The organism is Hamadaea sp. NPDC051192, assembly GCF_040682475.1.
Taxonomy (GTDB): Bacteria; Actinomycetota; Actinomycetes; order Mycobacteriales; family Micromonosporaceae; genus Hamadaea; species Hamadaea flava.
On the sequence record NZ_JBFBAZ010000018.1, the window covers coordinates 1 to 16,757 of the forward strand.

Annotated in this window: 22 protein-coding genes; 8 read left to right on the forward strand and 14 right to left on the reverse strand. The window is 71.0% G+C overall.

Going from position 1 to position 16,757, the window contains the following annotated elements; genetic code table 11:
• Positions 1-97 precede the first annotated feature (97 nt).
• A complete protein-coding gene (locus tag AB0M47_RS10460) occupies positions 98-292 on the forward strand; it encodes a hypothetical protein (protein ID WP_363411478.1) in 195 nt (64 codons plus the stop codon).
• Positions 293-361: 69 nt separating this feature from the next.
• On the opposite strand, the gene AB0M47_RS10465 is transcribed toward AB0M47_RS10460, so the two are convergent.
• The gene (locus AB0M47_RS10465; protein WP_363411480.1) at positions 362-1,219 is read right to left on the reverse strand and encodes a hypothetical protein; all 858 of its coding nucleotides are present in this window, start codon (positions 1,217-1,219) and stop codon (positions 362-364) included.
• Between the two features lie 66 nt (positions 1,220-1,285).
• Between AB0M47_RS10465 and AB0M47_RS10470 the strand changes: the two genes are divergently transcribed.
• Complete coding sequence (locus AB0M47_RS10470) at positions 1,286-2,257, forward strand: WYL domain-containing protein (RefSeq protein WP_363411482.1); 972 nt, start codon at positions 1,286-1,288, stop codon at positions 2,255-2,257.
• Between the two features lie 56 nt (positions 2,258-2,313).
• On the opposite strand, the gene AB0M47_RS10475 is transcribed toward AB0M47_RS10470, so the two are convergent.
• From AB0M47_RS10475 to AB0M47_RS10485, 3 genes are read right to left on the reverse strand one after another with little or no spacing between them, the layout of a single operon-like run.
• Complete coding sequence (locus AB0M47_RS10475; protein ID WP_363411484.1) at positions 2,314-2,736, reverse strand: hypothetical protein; 423 nt, start codon at positions 2,734-2,736, stop codon at positions 2,314-2,316.
• Positions 2,737-2,785: 49 nt separating this feature from the next.
• Positions 2,786-3,259, reverse strand: a complete 474-nt coding sequence (locus AB0M47_RS10480) for a GNAT family N-acetyltransferase (RefSeq protein ID WP_363411486.1) — start codon at positions 3,257-3,259, stop codon at positions 2,786-2,788.
• On the reverse strand, positions 3,249-3,539 hold the full coding sequence (locus AB0M47_RS10485; RefSeq protein ID WP_363411488.1) for a DUF1905 domain-containing protein: 291 nt from the start codon (positions 3,537-3,539) through the stop codon (positions 3,249-3,251). The genes AB0M47_RS10480 and AB0M47_RS10485 overlap by 11 nt, the downstream gene beginning before the upstream one ends.
• Positions 3,540-3,601: 62 nt before the next feature.
• Here AB0M47_RS10485 and AB0M47_RS10490 point away from each other — a divergent pair, with 62 nt between their 5' ends.
• Entirely contained in the window at positions 3,602-4,177 is a 576-nt protein-coding gene (locus AB0M47_RS10490) for a DUF664 domain-containing protein (RefSeq protein WP_363411490.1), read from the forward strand.
• Here AB0M47_RS10490 and AB0M47_RS10495 read toward each other — a convergent pair.
• Complete coding sequence (locus tag AB0M47_RS10495) at positions 4,161-4,628, reverse strand: DUF3291 domain-containing protein (protein ID WP_363411492.1); 468 nt, start codon at positions 4,626-4,628, stop codon at positions 4,161-4,163. The genes AB0M47_RS10490 and AB0M47_RS10495 overlap by 17 nt on opposite strands.
• Before the next feature lie 32 nt (positions 4,629-4,660).
• Positions 4,661-5,284 (reverse strand): transcriptional regulator, encoded by a 624-nt coding sequence (locus AB0M47_RS10500; RefSeq protein ID WP_363411494.1) that lies wholly within the window; start codon positions 5,282-5,284, stop codon positions 4,661-4,663.
• A 166-nt stretch (positions 5,285-5,450) separates the two neighbouring features.
• Between AB0M47_RS10500 and AB0M47_RS10505 the strand changes: the two genes are divergently transcribed.
• On the forward strand, positions 5,451-6,569 hold the full coding sequence (locus tag AB0M47_RS10505) for a lytic polysaccharide monooxygenase (protein WP_363411496.1): 1,119 nt from the start codon (positions 5,451-5,453) through the stop codon (positions 6,567-6,569).
• A 155-nt stretch (positions 6,570-6,724) separates the two neighbouring features.
• Entirely contained in the window at positions 6,725-7,522 is a 798-nt protein-coding gene (locus AB0M47_RS10510) for a hypothetical protein (protein WP_363411498.1), read from the forward strand.
• Here AB0M47_RS10510 and AB0M47_RS10515 read toward each other — a convergent pair whose 3' ends face one another.
• Together AB0M47_RS10515 and AB0M47_RS10520 are read right to left on the reverse strand one after the other, a co-directional pair.
• Positions 7,523-9,436 (reverse strand): sigma-70 family RNA polymerase sigma factor, encoded by a 1,914-nt coding sequence (locus tag AB0M47_RS10515; protein ID WP_363411500.1) that lies wholly within the window; start codon positions 9,434-9,436, stop codon positions 7,523-7,525. It abuts the gene before it with no gap.
• Between the two features lie 10 nt (positions 9,437-9,446).
• Positions 9,447-9,776, reverse strand: a complete 330-nt coding sequence (locus AB0M47_RS10520) for a YciI family protein (protein ID WP_363411502.1) — start codon at positions 9,774-9,776, stop codon at positions 9,447-9,449.
• Positions 9,777-9,918: 142 nt separating this feature from the next.
• Here AB0M47_RS10520 and AB0M47_RS10525 point away from each other — a divergent pair, with 142 nt between their 5' ends.
• Entirely contained in the window at positions 9,919-10,611 is a 693-nt protein-coding gene (locus AB0M47_RS10525) for a DUF998 domain-containing protein (RefSeq protein ID WP_363411504.1), read from the forward strand.
• Here the strand turns inward: AB0M47_RS10525 and AB0M47_RS10530 are convergent.
• The 4 genes from AB0M47_RS10530 to AB0M47_RS10545 all read right to left on the reverse strand — a co-directional run bounded on the left by AB0M47_RS10530 (position 10,553) and on the right by AB0M47_RS10545 (position 13,531).
• Positions 10,553-11,263, reverse strand: a complete 711-nt coding sequence (locus tag AB0M47_RS10530; RefSeq protein ID WP_363411505.1) for a DUF2306 domain-containing protein — start codon at positions 11,261-11,263, stop codon at positions 10,553-10,555. The genes AB0M47_RS10525 and AB0M47_RS10530 overlap by 59 nt on opposite strands.
• Positions 11,264-11,356: 93 nt before the next feature.
• Positions 11,357-12,016 (reverse strand): response regulator transcription factor, encoded by a 660-nt coding sequence (locus tag AB0M47_RS10535; protein WP_363411507.1) that lies wholly within the window; start codon positions 12,014-12,016, stop codon positions 11,357-11,359.
• The gene (locus tag AB0M47_RS10540; protein ID WP_363411637.1) at positions 12,013-13,125 is read right to left on the reverse strand and encodes a histidine kinase; all 1,113 of its coding nucleotides are present in this window, start codon (positions 13,123-13,125) and stop codon (positions 12,013-12,015) included. Before AB0M47_RS10540 ends, AB0M47_RS10535 begins: the two co-directional genes overlap by 4 nt.
• 25 nt (positions 13,126-13,150) lie before the next feature.
• Entirely contained in the window at positions 13,151-13,531 is a 381-nt protein-coding gene (locus AB0M47_RS10545; RefSeq protein WP_363411509.1) for a helix-turn-helix domain-containing protein, read from the reverse strand.
• A 49-nt stretch (positions 13,532-13,580) separates the two neighbouring features.
• Between AB0M47_RS10545 and AB0M47_RS10550 the strand changes: the two genes are divergently transcribed.
• On the forward strand, positions 13,581-14,339 hold the full coding sequence (locus AB0M47_RS10550; protein WP_363411511.1) for a hypothetical protein: 759 nt from the start codon (positions 13,581-13,583) through the stop codon (positions 14,337-14,339).
• Between the two features lie 175 nt (positions 14,340-14,514).
• On the opposite strand, the gene AB0M47_RS10555 is transcribed toward AB0M47_RS10550, so the two are convergent.
• Positions 14,515-15,267: an SDR family NAD(P)-dependent oxidoreductase gene (locus AB0M47_RS10555; protein WP_363411513.1), complete on the reverse strand. Its 753-nt coding sequence runs from the start codon at positions 15,265-15,267 to the stop codon at positions 14,515-14,517.
• Positions 15,268-15,413: 146 nt separating this feature from the next.
• Here AB0M47_RS10555 and AB0M47_RS10560 point away from each other — a divergent pair, with 146 nt between their 5' ends.
• Positions 15,414-16,298 carry an RNA polymerase sigma-70 factor gene (locus AB0M47_RS10560; protein WP_363411515.1) on the forward strand — a complete coding sequence of 295 codons (885 nt, stop codon included), beginning with the start codon at positions 15,414-15,416 and terminating at the stop codon, positions 16,296-16,298.
• Positions 16,299-16,396: 98 nt separating this feature from the next.
• On the opposite strand, the gene AB0M47_RS10565 is transcribed toward AB0M47_RS10560, so the two are convergent.
• On the reverse strand, positions 16,397-16,753 hold the full coding sequence (locus tag AB0M47_RS10565; RefSeq protein WP_363411517.1) for a VOC family protein: 357 nt from the start codon (positions 16,751-16,753) through the stop codon (positions 16,397-16,399).
• Positions 16,754-16,757: the final 4 nt, after the last annotated feature.

Here is a 16,757-nt window from a genome sequence, read left to right on the forward strand (position 1 = left end):
GGTGGGTGGGGGTGGGGGCGGGGTGGGGTGGGGGGTGGGGGTGGGTGGGGGGAAAGTCGGGTGACGTGGGGGGTGGGGGGCGCTTACCGTGATCGTCATGACGATGCTGGTTCAAGTCGATCTACGGTCGGACTCTCGCTACCTCACCTGCTGGGTCGAGCCGCGTGTCCGCGTCGGCGACCAGGTGACTCTGAAGTCTTCGGAGGAGCCCGCGCGCCGGTGGGACGTGCTGCGCGTCGGCCTGCCGCAGTCGTCGGGCGCGATCAACCGGGGCTGGGACAACAACATCTGAGCCCCGAACAGCTTTACCGAAGCAGCGGCGCCGTCCCTCTGGGCGGCGCCGCTGTCGTTCGCTCGGCGGTCAGAGGCGGCCGTACGCCCGGAGCACCCGCAAGGCCCGGAGCGTCTCGATCCCCCGCCACTCCACAGTAGACGCCTGGCTCGGCGGCTCCCAGGTGATCGGCCAGCCGCCGTCGGGCTGCTGGTCGCGGGCGAGCCGGTCGAGATGCCCGTCGACGGCGGCGTCGGTGAACAACGGCCGCCACGGGCTGTCGGGCGTGGGCGCGAAGTGCAGCGGAGTGAGGCCGTAGCCGGGGTCGTCCGGATCGGCGCGGAAGAACTGGAGCTTCGCCAGCCAGCCGCCGACCTGCGCGGCGAGCGCGTCGGCGCGTACGCGATCGGGTGCCGCCGCGAGGAAGAGGAGCACCTCGCTCAGCGAGTGTGCGTCTTCGGCGAACCCGGCTTCGAGCCGGCTGAAGGTCCACTCGGTGGCCTGGTCGAGCCACGGATGCGTGACGCCGAGCTGGTGCAGCCGTCCGGCTAGGCCGGCGGTCGGGTTGAGGCCGGGCGCGTAGGTCCAGTCGGACCAGTGGTCGGCGCGGGGATAGCCCTCGATGACCGGGAACGCCAGTGGCACCGCGCCGTCGGGTGCGGCGACCGAGGCGAGCCAGTCACAGGCCTGCGGCACCCAGCCGGGGGCCGGCGCACCGGCGACGACGAGGACGTCGAGCGCGCACTCGACGTCGATGGGCAGGCTGGCCGGGCAGCGTTTGTCGGGTTCGAAGCCGTGGCCGAAGCCGCCGTCGGCGTTGCGGTACGCCGCCGCGGCGGCGACTGCTCCGGCAGGGTCCGCCCCGTCGAACAGGACGGCGGCGAGACGGCGTTCGACCAGCCGCCCTTCCCGGTCGAGGAACGCGCGAGCGGAATCGACGAGAGTCATGAGCCGAAGTGTGGCAGCACCCACCGACACAAACCGCCGGACGGACGAGAAGCGAAGATGGGGGGCATGCGCGCCTCCCGGATGATGACCCTGCTCCTGCACCTTCAGGTACGCGGCCGGGCCACCGGGCAGGAGCTGGCCGACCTGCTGGAGGTCAGTGAGCGTACGGTCCAGCGGGACGTCGAGGCGCTGGCCGCCGCCGGGGTGCCCGTCCGCTCGGTCCGGGGCCCGGCCGGGGGCTACCGCCTCGACGGCGGCTATCGGACTCGGCTGACGGGGATGGGCCTGGACGAGGCGGGCGCGCTGGCGTTCCTCGGGCTCGCCGGCCCGGCCGAGCAGCTGGGCCTGGGCGAGCTGCTCGAAGGCGCCCGGATCAAGGTCTGGGCGAGTCTCACCGGCGAGGCGCGGCAGCGGGCGGGGCGTACGGCGGAACGGTTCCACCTCGACCCGGTCCGGTTCTACAGCACGCCCGAACCGGTGCCCTGTCTGGCTCAGCTCGCCGAAGCGGCCTTCTTCGACCGCCGCGTACGCCTGGAGTACGTGCGCGGCGGGAAGGCGTCGACTCGCGTCGTCGACCCGATGGGCCTGGTGCTGGCGGCCGGCGACTGGTACCTGCTGGCCCTGCGGGACGGCGTACGCCGCACTTACCGGGTTTCCCGCGTACGCGAGGTCGAGCTGCTCGCCGACGCGGCGCACCGGCCCGCCGACTTCGACCTGGCCGAGGCGTGGGCGGCGGCCCGAGCCGAGTTGGAGGACGAGCACGTCGCGGTGGAGGTGACGGTGCGGGCCACGCCGCAGGCGCTGCCGCGCCTTCGGCGCATGATCCCCGTACGCGGCCAGCACAGAGTGCCGGTGGCCGCCACCGAGCCCGTCGAGGTGACGGTGCCCTTCGACGAGGAGTGGTGGGCCGTCGAAGGGCTGCTCAGCTTCGGCTCCGCGATCGAGGTGCTGGCTCCGCCGTCGGTCCGCGACCGGATCGCCGCCGAGATCCACGCCGCGGCCGCGCACTACCCCGGCTCCGAGACGAACCCGGCCTGAGCAGACCAGCGGCCTGAGCAGCCCAGCGGCCTGAGTAGCCCAGCGGCCCAGGCGTTCTACCGGCCCTGAGTCGCGATGCGGGTGGCGTCCCCGAGACGACGGCGCAGCAGCGACCCGACCCCGGCGAGGAGCACACCCAGCCCGGCGGTCGCCATCGAACCCAGCCGCCCCTCGTACGCCTGCGCCTCACCGCCGCTGACCCGGAGCTTCTGCGTCGTGCCGGTGCGGTCCGGCCGGCCGTCGAAGGACACGGTGGCCTTGTGCGTCACCCCGTCGGCGGTCCACGTCACGTCGCAGTGCTGCGTGTACGTCCGGCCGTTGCCACTACCGGTGGTCTGGAGCCGGCACCGGTCCACCTTCCCCTCGGCGGTGACCCAGTTCCAGCTGCGCATCACCTGATATCCGCCCCAGACGACCAGGACGGCGGCGATGACGTATAGCGCGAGGCCCATGCCTCGCCGTTTTCCGGCGAAATCCACGCGCGCATGATCACATGAAGCGTCAAGTCATCGGATCAGCCGAACAGATCTACGCGAGTTCCCGGTAGTAGAAGTACATCGGCTCGGTCTCGCCCGGCTCGGTGTTGCTGAACCCGTGCGCCTCGTAGAACCGGCGGGCGTCGACGTCGATCCCGTCGACGTTGACCTCCAGCGATTCGGCGCCCCGCTGCGCGGCCAGCGCGCACGCCGCCTCCAGCAGCGCATGGCCGAGCCGCTGATTGCGCTGCTCCGGGCGTACGTAGAGCTCGTCGAGCACGACCGACGGGCCGGGCGTCCAGACGCTGGGCCGGAACGAGAGCACCGCCAGCCCGGCGGCGGGCTCCCCGATGAGGAACACCGCCAGTTCGTCGCCGGGAAGCAGCCTGCTCAGCCGCTCGGTGAGCCACTCGGCCCCCGGGGTGTAGGTGTCGAACTCTCGATTGAAGTCGTCCAGCAGCACGGCGACGACGGCCGCGTCGGCGACCCGCGCACGGCGTACTGGAAAGGCGGGGTCAGTCGGCATCGAGCATCAGCGTGATCATCACGGTGTCCCCCAGTTCGAGCTTCTCGGCCCGGCGTACGTCGGCCCGCACGGGCACCAGATACCCGCCGTTCTTCGGGAACAACGACGTCGTCCAGTCGGTGTCGCCGACGCGTACGCCGACCGGGATGACGCCCCAGCCATAGGTCAGCCGGGCGGCGACCTCCTGGATCTCCTGGCACACGTCCGCCGGCACGGTCACGAAGTGATGCGGGGCGGGGCCGCGCCAGTGGAAGATCTCGCCGGTGAACTCCAATTCCATCCGGCCACAATAAAAGACGTACCCGACAAAGGATGTCGGGAATAGCCGCTAGCTTGGGCTTCATGAGTGAGAAGACAGCTCCGCCGTGGGAGCCGCCGCTGGCCGGGACCGAAGTCGAGCACCTGACGGGCGCGCTGGACCGGCTGCGCTGGACGTTCCGGTTCAAGGCCGACGGCCTCGACGACGCGGGACTGCGTACCTCGATCGGGGCTTCGGCGCTGACCCTCGGCGGTCTGCTGAAGCACCTGGCCGCCGTGGAGGACTACACGTTCACCTCGAAGCTGACCGGCGATCCGATCGGCGCGCCGTGGGACGCCATCGGCTGGGACGGCACCAACGACTGGGAGTTCTCGTCGGCCGCCGCGGACGACCCGGCGACCCTGTACGCGTACTGGGACGGGGCGGTGGAACGGTCCCGGGCCCGGCTGGCCACGGCCCTGCGGAACGGCGGGCTCGAGCAGCCCGTGCACACCGGGTGGCCGGACGGGCGCAAGATGAGCCTCCGCCGGCTGCTGTGCGACCTGATCGAGGAGTACGGCCGCCACACCGGGCACGCCGACCTGCTGCGGGAGGCCGTGGACGGGCGGACCGGCGAGGACCCGCCCGCGGACTGGCGGCCGGTCAGCCGTCCACAGTGACCGGAGAGGCGTCCGGCGACTCGAAGAACTCCTTGAAGGTAAAGGCTTCCGGCCCGGCTCCCCGCTCACGGAGAGCCGCGAGCCGGGCCATCCCCTCGGCCGCCGTCGGCAGGTGCCCCTCGGGGATCCACCACATCACGCTGTAGACCTCCAGCGCCTTGGTGAACCATTCACGCCGCCGTTGCAGCACGCCCAGATGCCGCGACCGGTAGACGTAGTTCCAGAGGTCGTCGCGCGTCCGCCACACCGACATGTTGATCAGCAGGTCGTCGCCGAAGTCGTGCTGGACGGTCGCGGTCGGATCGCTCTCCGACTCCTTGAGCCGCCAGACGAATCCGGGCGCGGCGTCGGCGAGCGCGTTGATCGGCTCCAGCAGTGCGACGAACTCGGCCAGTTCGGGCGCCTCGACCGGGGCGAGGAGATGCGCGACGTTCAGTTGCGCGAGATGCATGGCAGTAGCATGGCCGACCGCGCGCTTCTATGTCAACGAGAATTGTTTTTAGAAAACGAGACGCAGCACTCGCCCGGCTTCGGGTCGAGTTCGGCGGTCGCGTCGTCGCCCGCGACGCCTTGGCACAACGCCAGATTCATCGCGCAGACCAACAGCGGCTGCTCGTCGGCGACCTGCTGAAACGGGCAGTTCCTGAGGCGTACCACCTGGTCTTGCTCGTAGGGCTCGTAGCCGCGCTCACGCAGCGTGGCCAACCACTCGCCGGGCTCGTGCAGTTTCTCGCCCGCGCGCGCCGCCGCGGCGATCGCGCCGTCGGCGGCGTCCAGTCCGTGGACCACCTCCGCGAGCAGCGACGCCAGCTCGCGATAGTCGCGCTCGGGCACCGCGACAGATCGACTTGTACGCGCACGGCGGTAGACCTTGGCCGGTCGCCCTGCGCCCGGGCCGGGCCGGAGTTCGCCCAGGCGCGCGAAGCCGGTCTCCAGCAGCCCGACCTCGGCGAGTTTGTCGAGGTGAAAAGCGGCCAGCGTACGCGAGACGCCGACCCCTTCGGCGGCCTCGTTGCGCCCGACGTCGCGACCGGAAGCCGCGACGAACTCGTAGAGCGCCCGGCGCACCGGGTCGTGCAGCGCGGCCACCGCATCCAGGTCTTTCACCCTCGTAGTGTGCCTCAGTCCCGCCGCCTCTTCCCAAAACCGGCGCGGGACGGTTGAATCGTTTCCCATAGATGAATACGTCCGGAGCAAAGGGCGCGGCCCCGTGGCCGCGACTCCCACTCGCCCAAGTGTCGCTCCGGGCACTCCACGGACAAGGAGTCATCGCATGACCGCCCACACCTACCGGCGGTGGCTGTCCATCGCCCTCTCCATGGCGATCGTCGCCGCCCTCGCAGTCGTGCTCCTGACCACCGGCCTCGCGAAGGTCGCCGACGCCCACGGCACTACCGTCGATCCCGCCTCCCGCAACTACGGTTGCTGGCTCCGCTGGGGCTCCCGCTTCCAGGACCCGGTGATGGCCACCGAGGACCCGATGTGCTGGCAAGCCTGGCAGTACGACACCAACGCCATGTGGAACTGGAACGGCCTCTACCGCGAGGGCGTCGCCGGCAACCACCAGGCCGCCGTCCCGGACGGCCAGCTGTGCAGCGCCGGTCACACGCAGAGCGGCCGGTACAACGCGATGGACACGATCGGCGACTGGAAGGCCCAGTCGATCGCGAACACGTTCAACGTGAAGCTGTTCGACCAGGCCGGCCACGGCGCCGACTACGTCTACGTGTACGTCAGCAAACCGGGCTTCAACCCGGTCACCCAAGCCCTGAAATGGTCCGACCTCGAACTCGTCGGGCAGAAGGGCAACACCCCCGTGTCGCAGTGGACCACCGAGTCGGCCGGCGGCTGGTCGACCCTGATCGGCGCGAGCGCCCCCGGGCGTACGGGCCGGGCCATGGTCTACACCATCTGGCAGGCCAGCCACATGGACCAGTCCTACTACTTCTGCGCGGACGTGAACTTCGGCGGCTCGTCGTCGCCATCGCCGTCCACGTCGGCCTCGGCGTCCACCTCGCCGTCCGCCTCCACGTCCCCGTCCGCCTCCACCTCCCCGTCGGCGTCCACGTCGCCCACCTCGTCGAGCGGAACCAAGTCCTGCTCGACCGCGTACACGGTGGTCAACCAGTGGTCCGGCGGGTTCCAGGGTCAGGTGGCGGTGACCGCCGGCGGCGCGGCCATCAGCACCTGGAAGGTCACTATGACCTGGCCCAACGGCCAAGTCGTGACCAGCGCGTGGAACGGGACGGCCAGCACGGCCGGCACGGTAACGACGGTGACGAACGCCGGCTGGAACGGCAGTCTGGCCGCCGGGGCCAGCACGACGTTCGGGTTCCTCGCGAACTCCGGCACGACCAACGCGCCACCCGTCTTCACCTGCTCCGCGACCTGATCCGCTGAGCTGATCTGCTGAGCTGATCTGCTGAGCTGATCTGCTGAGCTGATCTGCTGAGCTGGGGCCGCGTTCACCCGTTGAACGCGGCCCCATCGCGTACGCCCTCGCCAGTAGACTCGGGAACTCGAAACTCGACGCGACGGGGGCGTTCGGTGGAGCAGAACAACTCTGGGCACGAACCGCTGTCCAAGACGGACGGTTCACTGCCCGATGCGGACGAATTACTGTCCATGGCGGACGATCCGCTGGCGGACTGGCTGGCGGCACCGGGCACGACCTCGCCACGGGGCGCCGCGTGGCTGCCCATTCTGGCGATCGTGGTCAGTGTGGCGCTCCTGACCGGGGCGGGTCTCGCCTTGACGAAGCTGCGCAAACACCCGGCACCCGGCAGCGGCTTGCCCGCTGAACCGACCGTGGTGGCCAGCCCCGGCAGCGCCTGGGCTCGCGACTTTCCCGTCACGACCAAGGAAGATCTCGACGGCGTCTGCCGAGGCTGGTACTACCCGCAATCGCCCGCCCTGACGAGCCCGGCACCCCACCCCGTCATGGTCACCGTGCTGGACGAGTTCTTCGACGATTACCGCTACCAGCCCGGCTCCGTCGACGTGCCCGCCGGGACCGCCAAGTCCTTGCGGGACGCCTGGCAGCCGGCCGATCTCACGAAGACGCAGATCGTCGCCTGCGTCGATCTCGCCGCCGCCGGCAAGTCCCTCGGCACCTGCAAGTTCACCAAGCCCAAGCCCACCACGGTGGCCTTCGCGGAAGGCGTGTACAAGGTGACGGCGTATGAGGTGGCTACGGGGCGGAAGCTCCTTGACGTCCGGGTGACCGGGGCCGGCAAGGACTGCCCGATCCTCACGTTCGTCCCGGCCGAAGGCGAGATCGTTCTCCACAGCTCGATCACCGACCGGCAGCTGTACAACCAGCTGCACGCCCTCGTCGAGCGCTGATCAGGATTCTCGCAGGTCCCTCAGGGTATGCCCGGTGGCCTGCTTGAACAGGTACTCGGCGCGCTCGTAGGACAACCGCGTCCGGCCGGTGTGCGGGCAGACGTCGGCCGCAGCGGGCGGCCGGCCCGGCCCGCGCCGCCGATCGGCGAGGAACACCGGTCCCCGCTCCCGCCCGGCGATCAGGCCGGGCAGCAGTGACGCGGTCTGCGACCGCCAGGTGATCCAGGTCTTCCCGGTCCACGCCCGGCGCTCGTCGAGATCCAGGTCGTCGACGTTCAACGCCAGCACACTCCGGGGTCCGGCCGACGACTCCGCCAGCAGCCGCCACAGGGCGCGTTCCCGCAGGGGCACCTCGCGAGCCCAGAGTTCGGCCAGATCGAGCCCTCGCCGGGGCGACGGCGGCTCGGTTCGGCGGTCGAGCGTACGGGCGAGATCGGGGAGGTCGGCCCAGGCACTGAAGGACCGGACGGCCGCCCGATGCCGATTCCAGGTACGCGCCGCCGCCCCGGCCCAGGCCAGCTCGAACGTCTGCGCCACCCGATCCGGGGTCAGCTCGGCCAGCGGCAGACCCTCCCCGACGGCGAGGCACAGGCGTCGCAGCGTTTGCGCGTACGCCCGAAGGGTCTGCGCGTCGAGATCCTCCCGGCGCAGGAACTCCCCCGTCGCTTGGCCGAGCGTCAGAGACGGCGGTGCGTCGTCGGGGAGGCTTTCGGCTCGGCGACGGAGGAACTCCCGCTCGGCGGAGTTCGCCGTCAACGCGGCGGCCCGCTCGAACTCCCGCCGGGCCTCGGCCGGCCGATCGAGCCGGGCCAGCAGATCTCCGCGTACGCCCGGCAGCAGGTGATAGTTCTGCAACGCCGGATCGGTGAGCAGCGCGTCGACGAGGTCCAGTCCCGCCTGCGGCCCGGCGGACATGCCCACGGCGACGGCCCGGTTCAGCTGGACGATCGGCGTCGGCAGCAGCCGGGCCAGCGCCTCGTAGAGCGCGGCGATCTGCCGCCAGTCGGTGTCCTCGGCCGTCGGCGCCTGCGCGTGGCAGACGGCGATCGCGGCCTGCAGCACATAGGGACCGGGTGGGCGGCCGAGATCCCGGGCGCGCAGCATCGCGGTGAATCCACGCCGGATGAGCAGCTGGTCCCAGCGGCCCCGGTTCTGCTCGTGCAACTGGACCGGCTCCCCGTTCGGGCCGGTCCGGGCGGCGCTGCGGGACGCCTGGATCTCCATCAGCGCCACCAGCCCGTGCACCTCGGGCTCGTCCGGGGCCAGCTCGGCCAGCTGCCGCCCGAGCCGGAGGGCTTCCAGACACAGGTCGGCCCGGATCAGGCCGTCGCCGGCGCTGGCGGCGTACCCCTCGTTGAAGATCAGATAGACGACCTCGAGGACCGAGGACAGCCGCCCGGCCAGTTCCGGACCGGCCGGCAGCTCGAACGGGACGCGCTCGTCGGCGAGAGTCTGCTTGGCCGCCGCGATGCGCTGGGTGATCCGGGCCTCGGTGGTGAGGAAGGCGCGCCCGATCTCGGCCGCCGTCAGGCCGCCGATCAGCCGCAGCGTCAACGCGACCCGGGCCGCGGTGGGCAGCACCGGGTGGCAGGAGATGAACATCAGCCGCAGGACGTCGTCGGGCTGCTGATCCGGCTGCTGGTCGAGGTCCCGGGCCAGTTCCTCGTGTTTGCGGTCGAGCCGCTCCGACCGTCGAATGTGGTCGATCGCGCGGCGCTTCGCGATCGTCGTCAGCCAGGCTCCCGGATTGTCCGGCACCCCGGCCGACGGCCACTGCTCCAACGCCGCGACCAGGGCGTCCTGGGCGAACTCCTCGGCGAGTCCGACGTCGTGGACAAGCCGGGTCAGCCCGGCGATGATCCGGGCCGACTCCAGCTTCCAGACGGCGTCGACCGTCCGATGTACGGCGGTCACTGGTCGGCGATCAGCCCTGCGGCCCGTAGACCTGCTGAATCACGCTGACGCCGTCGCCGACGATCTGGCGGAACCGGCGGCCCAGTTCGATCGCCTCCTCGCGCGAGCGCACCTCGATCAGCGCGAAGCCGGCGACCGCCTCCTTAGCCTCCGTGAACGGGCCGTCGGTGACCGTGATCTCGTCGCCGGCCGAGGTCAGCCGGACCCCGCCGGCTTCGAGACCGCCGGTGGCCAGCAGGATGCCGGCCGCGATCATCTCGTCGATGAACTTGGCCATCTCGGTGAACAGCTTCTCGTCGGGCTTGTTGTCGTCGGCCAGGGCCGTCATCAGGAACCGCATGACATGGTCTCCATTCCGCTGTGAAAGGGCGTGTCTGGCAGGACGTCGGATAGCCGATGTGACAGGTAACCCCGCCGTTCTCTGTCACATCATCCGATCGACGTGTCAGCGAAACAAGTCCTCACGGCTGAAGGAGCCCGACATGACCGCCAGCGTCACCACCACCTCGTCCACCACCGCGTCGTCCACCACCGCCACCGTCGCCCCGTCGGCCGCCGCCTCGTCGGCCGGCACTCGCGTACTGCTCATCTGTGCGGCAGTGAGCGCCCCGCTGTGGGCGGCGGTGAGCCTGATCCAGGCCGCCACCCGGGCGGGTTTCGACCTGACCCGCCACCCGCTGAGCCAGCTGAGCACCGGCTCGCTCGGCTGGCTCCAGATCACCAACTTCCTCGTCGCCGGGCTGCTCACCGTCATCGGCGCGGCCGGGCTGCGCCGGGTCGTCCGCAGTAAGTGGGCGCCACGCCTGGTCCGGATCAACGGTCTCGGGATGATGGCCGCCGGCGTCTTCGTGATGGACCCGGCGGACGGCTTCCCCGCCGGTACGCCGGCCGGCATGCCCGCCTCGTTGAGCTGGCACAGCTACGGCCACTTCGCGTCCGGCACGATCGCGTTCGCCGCCCTGATCGCGGCCTGCTACGTGCTGGGCCGGGAGTTCAGCCGGGATGGTGACCGCGGCCGGGCGATCGTCTCCCGGATCACCGGTACCGCCACCCTCGTGGGCAACCTGTGGGCGATGACCGGCGGCAAGGCCGGCTCGCTGACCCTCGCCCTCGGCGTCATCCCCTCGATGCTGTGGATCTCGGCACTGGCCGCCCGTCACCTGCGTCGCCGGTGATCCGACCGAAGCTGGAACGCCCCGCCTTCGGGCGGGGCTTTCCTCGTGCGATGAACCATTCGGCCACGGCGAGATTGATCAGCCAGGCGGCCAGCATCAGGAGGGCGTACGCGAGGACGCCGGGTTCGCCGACGGCCACCGTCCAGAACCCGAAGGTGAACGCCTGGGTGCCCGCGCCGAGGCCGAGCGCGTACGCCCGCATCATCCAGGCGCGATGCGTGGTGAAGTCGCGCCGCCGGACGGCCACGAAGCCGAGGACGAGGCAGAGCAGCATCCCGGTGGAGACGACCACCCGGATGACGCTCAGCCCGGAGTCCTCGATCGGCGGCAGCGCGTACGTCAGGGTCATCCACAGGCCGGAACCGGCCACCGCGATGCCGCTCGGCACGACCAGGCGGCCGGCGTACCGATGCCAGCGGCGACGGCGCAGGCTCGGCGCGAACTGCAGGGCGCCCAGCACCGAGAACAGGATGCTGCCGACGATGTGCAGCACGATCGGCACGGGCGCGGTGACGAAGCGCGCGTTGTCCGGCGTCACCTCCGGACGGGAGGCCAGTTCGGCGCCGCGGACGAAGGCCGCGATCACCGGAACGAGGCTGAGCACGATCAGTCCGGCCGGAGCCAGCCACTGGGATTTCCGCGAAGAGGTCACGAATCGATGGTCGCGATCCCGGGCGGAGGACTCATCGGCAATCGGGTCGCGACGAAGACGTACTCCGGAACGGCTCGCGCGTAGTACTTTCGGCTACTTCGGCCGGACGCGCCGCATCTCGTACGCCCACATCGCGATTTCCACGCGATTGCGTACGCCCAGCTTCGTCATCAGGCTCGCGATGTGGCTCTTCACCGTGCTGAGCGTGATCCGCAGCTCGGCGGCGATCTCGGCGTTCGTCCATCCACGTGCGACAGACGCGAGCACCTGCTCCTCCCGGTCGGTCAGTGGATCGATCGGCTGGGCGGGCGGGGCGCTGGGGCCGGTGTCGGCGAAGGCCTTGAGCAGCCGCGCGGTGACGGCCGGGGCGATGAGCGCGTCGCCGTCGGCCGCCGCGTGCACGGCCTGCGCCAACAGCACGGCGCCGGCGTCCTTGAGCAGGAACCCCTTGGCCCCGGCCCGCAACGCCGCGTAGACGTACTCGTCGAGGTCGAACGTCGTGATGACGACGACGGCGAGCGGATCGGCGACGTCGGGCCCGGCCAGCGCCCGGGTGGCCGAGATGCCGTCCAGTTCCGGCATCCGGATGTCGAACAGGCACACGTCCGGGCGTACGCGGCGGGCCAGGCGCACGGCGGCCACGCCGTCGGCCGCTTCCCCGACGACTTCGATGCCCGGCTGCGCGTTGAGGATCATCACCAGTCCGGTGCGGACGATCTCCTGATCGTCGGCCACGATCACGCGTACGCTCATCGCCCGCTCCTCGGCAGCACGGCGGACACGACCCAACCCCGCTGCCCGTCCGGTCCGGCATGGCATTCGCCGCCCAGCAGTTCGGCCCGCTCGATCATGCCCAGTACGCCGAATCCCGGCGACGCCGCGCCAGCCATCTCCCCGTCGTCGCGCACCGTCAGGCGTACCACCTGGTCGTCGGCGTGGAGCTGGACCTCGATGCGGCTGGCGTGCCGCGCGTGGCGGCGGGCGTTGGTGACCGACTCCTGCGCGAGCCGGTAGAGCGCTGCGCCCACGGCTGTCGGCAGCTCGCGGAGGTCTCCCTCGACGGTGATCGCCACGGGCGGGCCGGGGTGGTCCGCGAGCCCGGGGAGGTCGGCGACGCCGGGGTTGGGCGCCAGTTCGGCCGCCTCGTCCCGGCGCAGTACGCGGACGATGGTCCGCATCTCCCCCAGCGCCCGGGTGGCCTCGGTCTCGATGATCCGCAACGCTTCCATCGGCGCCTCCGGCTGGACGGGCGCGACCGCGAGCCCGGCCTGGGCGCGGATCACGATCGCGGAGAAGTGGTGGGCGACGGTGTCATGCAGGTCCCGGGCGAGCCGTTCGCGCTCCACGAGCCGGACCTGCTCCAGCTCCCGGGTCCGGGCCTTGACCCGGAAGCGCAGCGCGGCCCCGAGCGCGAGCGCCGTGCACAGGATCGCCGCCCCGCCGAACGCGTCGGTGAGACTCAGCCGATCCACGGCCACCGAGACGGCCAGGTTGGCCGCCATCAGGGCGAGCCCGGCGACCATCTCGCGCCCGGAACCCCAGCGGAACAAGGCGTAGGGCAGCACCAGCACGTAGATCATGACGTACGTGTCGGGCACCTCCGGCGCGAGCGCCGCCACCAGCCCGGACACCACGAACGCGGCAGCCAGCGCCAGGAGTGGCCGCGACCGTCGCCAGAGGAGGGTGGGCGCGAGCCCGACCGTCACCAGCAACGCGAGTGGATGCCCGCGCAGGCTCGGCCGCGCCGCGAACTCGACGACCGCCAGGACGACGACCAGGCCTACGAACACCCAGTCGCGCCGGCCGCGCGGCGGTGCGTCCGGCGGCCGCGGCTCGGCCCAGATCGCGCGTGGGAGGTGCATCACGGCCCGATGGTACGAGCGAGGATCAGCCGGCGTATCCGCCCAAAGTACGACCGTTTCCGTCGACCCGCGTACGCGCCCGCGCCTCGGCGATCTCCGGGGCGTGCGCCTCGGCCCATTCACCGATCGCGATGACCAGCGGCAGGAACGAGCGGCCCAGCCTGGTCAGCGCGTACTCCACTCGATCGAGCTTCTCCTCGCGGGCCACGAGCCCGTCCGCCTCCAGCGTCCGCAGCGTACGCGTGAGGATGCGGCGGCTCAGCCCGTCGACCGCCCGATCCAGCTCGTTGAAGCCGTACGCCCGCTCGTCGAGCAGCGCCAGCACCAGGACGCTCCACTTCTCGCCGACTCGCCGCAGCACCTCGGTCGCCGCGCACGCCTCCCGGTCGGCCGAAGTGGAGGGCACATCAATGTGCCTTCTGTCGGGCAACGCAGTCGTCAGCACAGGATCAAGTATGCGCACAGTAGTGATCCTCGGCGGCACCCGCGGCATCGGCGGCGGCCTCGCGGCCCGCCTGCGAACGGCCGGCGACCAGGTGATCGCGATCGGCAGCGCCGACGCCGACCTGACCTCCGTCCGCCAGACCGCCGCCCTCGCCGATCGGCTCCCCGACCGGATCGACGCCCTCGTGTTCGCGGCCGGCCGATTCAGTCCGCGCCGCGTCGTGACCGCGGAAGGCTTCGAGCAGAGCTTCGCCATCTACGTCCTCGCCCGATATCTGCTCGCGGAACGGCTCCGGCCAGCCCTCGACCGCGCCGAGAAACCTGTCATCCTCAACCTCTGTGGCACCGGCGGCCGGCAAGGCCACCTCCACTGGGACGACCTCCAGCTCACCCAGGGCTACAGCCTGCTCCAAGCCACCATGCAAGGCGCGCGGGCCAACGACCTGCTCGGCGTGCACTTCGCGGCGCAGGACCCGGACAGCCGCATCCGCTACGTCCTCTACAACCCGCTGTTCGTCGACAGCGGGCAACACCGCTACTTCAGCCAGCCCACCCGCGCCCTGGTCGGTGCGGCGGCCAAGATCTTCGGCACCAGCGTCGCCTCGATGGCCCGGCGGCTGGCGGATCTGCTCGCCGACCCGCCGGCCGCGCCGCTCTCGGCTTTACGCCGTGGTACGCCGATCTCGCTCGCGCGGCCCGAATTCGATCCCGCGACGGCGGAGCGGCTGGCTTCCGCCCTCGCATCCCTGGTCACGGATCCGGCGCGGTAGCACTCGGCGGGTTCGGCCGGCCCGGCGGGCTGGACGGGCCTGCGGGCTGGACGGGCCTGCGGGTTCGGCCGGCCGGCCGGGCGGGCTGGACGGGCCTGCGGGTTCGGCCGGCCGGGCGGGCTCGAAGGGGCCGGGCCGCCGACGCGGTGTCCATAGTGGCCGTTACCAGTGGCCGCTACCAGGGCAGTGGGCCGTCTTCGCTGAAGAAGCCACCGGTCGGGCCGTCCGCGCCGAGCGTCGCCAGGCGTACGACGACGGCGGCACCCTGCGCGGCGGTCCGGTGCCCGAGGTGGGCGTTGATGTCGGTCGCGCAGAACCCAGGCGCGGCCGCGTTGACGAGGATTCCATGCTCGCGCAGCTCATGGGCGTACTGAACGGTCACGGCGTTCACCGCGGTCTTCGACGGGGCGTACGCGATCGCCGGGGGCAGCGACCCGAACTTGCCCTCCTGGTCACTCGTCCAGGCCAGCGAGGCCGCGTCGCTGCTCAGGTTCACGATGCGCCCCGCCTCCGCCCGCCGCAGCAACGGCAGCAGCGCGTTGGTCACCATGATCACCCCGAAGACGTTGGTCTCGAACACCGCGCGTACGACGTCCAGGTCGGCCAGGCTGGGGAGCTGGGCGCGGACGTCCATCGGCGCGTCCGGGGCGGCCCCGGAGATCCCCGCGTTGTTGACGAGCACGTCGAGGTGGCCGAACCGGGCCTCGACCTCGGCGGCCGCCGCCGTGACGGTTCCCGGATCGGTGACATCCAGCGTGACGGCGTACGCGTCCCGACCGGCCGCCCGCAGCTCGGCGGCGGCTTCCTCGCCCCGCTGCGCGCTCCGGGCGGCGATCACCACCGTCATCCCCGCCTCGGCGAGTTGCTCGGCGACAGCCCGGCCGATGCCCTTGTTCGCCCCGGTCACCAGTGCGATCTTGTCGTTCATGGTTGTCTCCTGCTCTCGCGGCCAGCGTTTCTGGCGCCTACGGACATGGAGATGCCGCTGCTCCAGAGCTTGTGACGGGAGGACGGCGTGACGAGGACCACCACCCGCGGAGGTCACACGATCAAGGGGCTCGGCGTCGAATGCGTATGAGCGACACCGCCACCGACGCCTTCGTCAGTTACCGCAGCCTGCTGTTCACCGTGGCGTACGAGATGCTCGGCTCGGCGGCCGACGCCGAGGACGTCCTGCAGGAGACCTGGCTGCGCTGGTCGGGCGTGGACCTCGGCGTCGTCCAGGATCAACGGGCGTACCTGGTGCGGATCACCACCCGGCTCGCCCTGACCAGGCTGCGTACGCTGCGCCGCCGCAAGGAGTCCTACGTCGGCCCATGGCTGCCCGAGCCGTTGCTGACCGCGCCCGACGTGGCCGAGGACGTCGAGCTGGCCGACAGTGTCTCGATGGCGATGCTGCTGGTCCTGGAGACGCTCACGCCGACTGAACGGGCGGTGTTCGTACTGCGAGAGGTGTTCGACGTGGAATACGAGGAGATCGCGGAGGCCGTCGGCAAGACCCAAGCCGCCGTACGCCAGATCGCCCATCGGGCGAGGGAACACGTCGCCGCCCGCCGGCCCCGGGGCGAGGTGACCCCGACGCAGGCCCGGACGGTGCTGGACGCCTTCCATCGGGCGGTGGAGACCGGCGATCTCCAAGGCCTGCTCGACATCCTGGCGCCCGACGTCGTCTTCCTCGGCGACGGTGGCGGAATCGTGCAGGCGGTGCCACAGCCCATCGTCGGCGCCGACCGCATCGCGCGCGTCTTCCTCATCGGCATGACGAAGATCGCCGCGACCACCAAGCTGCTCCCGGCCCAGATCAACGGCTATCCGGCGCTGATCCTGCGCGTGGACGGCGACGTCGACACCGTCCTCGGGCTGCGGGTCGACGACGGGCGCATCACCGGCCTTTACGCCGTCCGCAATCCCCAGAAGCTCTCCCGCGTCTCCCAGGAGACCGCGGTGACCCGGCTCTGATTCGTCACGTGCCGGTTGTCAGCTGAGGCAGATGCTTCCCGGTGTCTGCTCAGGCAGATGCTTCCCGGTTATCAGCTGAGGCAGACGCTTCTCGGTTATCAGCTGAGGCAGATGCAGAACGGGTGACCGGCCGGGTCCAGGAAGACGCGGAACGTGGTGCCCGGCTGGTGATCGGGCTTGGTCGCGCCGAGGGCGATCACCGCCGCCTCTGCCTCGTCGAGGTCCGCCACGACCACGTCGAGGTGCATCTGCTGCGGCACCTCCTGGCTGGGCCATTTCGGCGCGACGTAGTCCTCGACCTGCTGGAAGCAGATGCACTGGCCGTAGTCGGCCCGGATCTCGACCCAGTCCTCCCGGGTTTCGACCTTCCAGTCCAGCATCGCCCCGTAGAACGCGCCGAGCGCCGCCGCATCCGGGCAGTCGATCACGAGGCTGGGAAACCGTGCGATAGCCATGTCG

Coding starts and splice junctions, on each gene's coding strand:
- AB0M47_RS10460 (WP_363411478.1), top strand. CDS start 98: ATGACGATGCTGGTTCAAGTCGATCTACGGTCGGACTCTCGCTACCTC.
- AB0M47_RS10465 (WP_363411480.1), bottom strand. CDS start 1,219: ATGACTCTCGTCGATTCCGCTCGCGCGTTCCTCGACCGGGAAGGGCGG.
- AB0M47_RS10470 (WP_363411482.1), top strand. CDS start 1,286: ATGCGCGCCTCCCGGATGATGACCCTGCTCCTGCACCTTCAGGTACGC.
- AB0M47_RS10480 (WP_363411486.1), bottom strand. CDS start 3,259: ATGCCGACTGACCCCGCCTTTCCAGTACGCCGTGCGCGGGTCGCCGAC.
- AB0M47_RS10485 (WP_363411488.1), bottom strand. CDS start 3,539: ATGGAATTGGAGTTCACCGGCGAGATCTTCCACTGGCGCGGCCCCGCC.
- AB0M47_RS10490 (WP_363411490.1), top strand. CDS start 3,602: ATGAGTGAGAAGACAGCTCCGCCGTGGGAGCCGCCGCTGGCCGGGACC.
- AB0M47_RS10495 (WP_363411492.1), bottom strand. CDS start 4,628: ATGCATCTCGCGCAACTGAACGTCGCGCATCTCCTCGCCCCGGTCGAG.
- AB0M47_RS10505 (WP_363411496.1), top strand. CDS start 5,451: ATGACCGCCCACACCTACCGGCGGTGGCTGTCCATCGCCCTCTCCATG.
- AB0M47_RS10520 (WP_363411502.1), bottom strand. CDS start 9,776: ATGCGGTTCCTGATGACGGCCCTGGCCGACGACAACAAGCCCGACGAG.
- AB0M47_RS10525 (WP_363411504.1), top strand. CDS start 9,919: ATGACCGCCAGCGTCACCACCACCTCGTCCACCACCGCGTCGTCCACC.
- AB0M47_RS10535 (WP_363411507.1), bottom strand. CDS start 12,016: ATGAGCGTACGCGTGATCGTGGCCGACGATCAGGAGATCGTCCGCACC.
- AB0M47_RS10540 (WP_363411637.1), bottom strand. CDS start 13,125: ATGCACCTCCCACGCGCGATCTGGGCCGAGCCGCGGCCGCCGGACGCA.
- AB0M47_RS10550 (WP_363411511.1), top strand. CDS start 13,581: ATGCGCACAGTAGTGATCCTCGGCGGCACCCGCGGCATCGGCGGCGGC.
- AB0M47_RS10555 (WP_363411513.1), bottom strand. CDS start 15,267: ATGAACGACAAGATCGCACTGGTGACCGGGGCGAACAAGGGCATCGGC.
- AB0M47_RS10560 (WP_363411515.1), top strand. CDS start 15,414: ATGAGCGACACCGCCACCGACGCCTTCGTCAGTTACCGCAGCCTGCTG.
- AB0M47_RS10565 (WP_363411517.1), bottom strand. CDS start 16,753: ATGGCTATCGCACGGTTTCCCAGCCTCGTGATCGACTGCCCGGATGCG.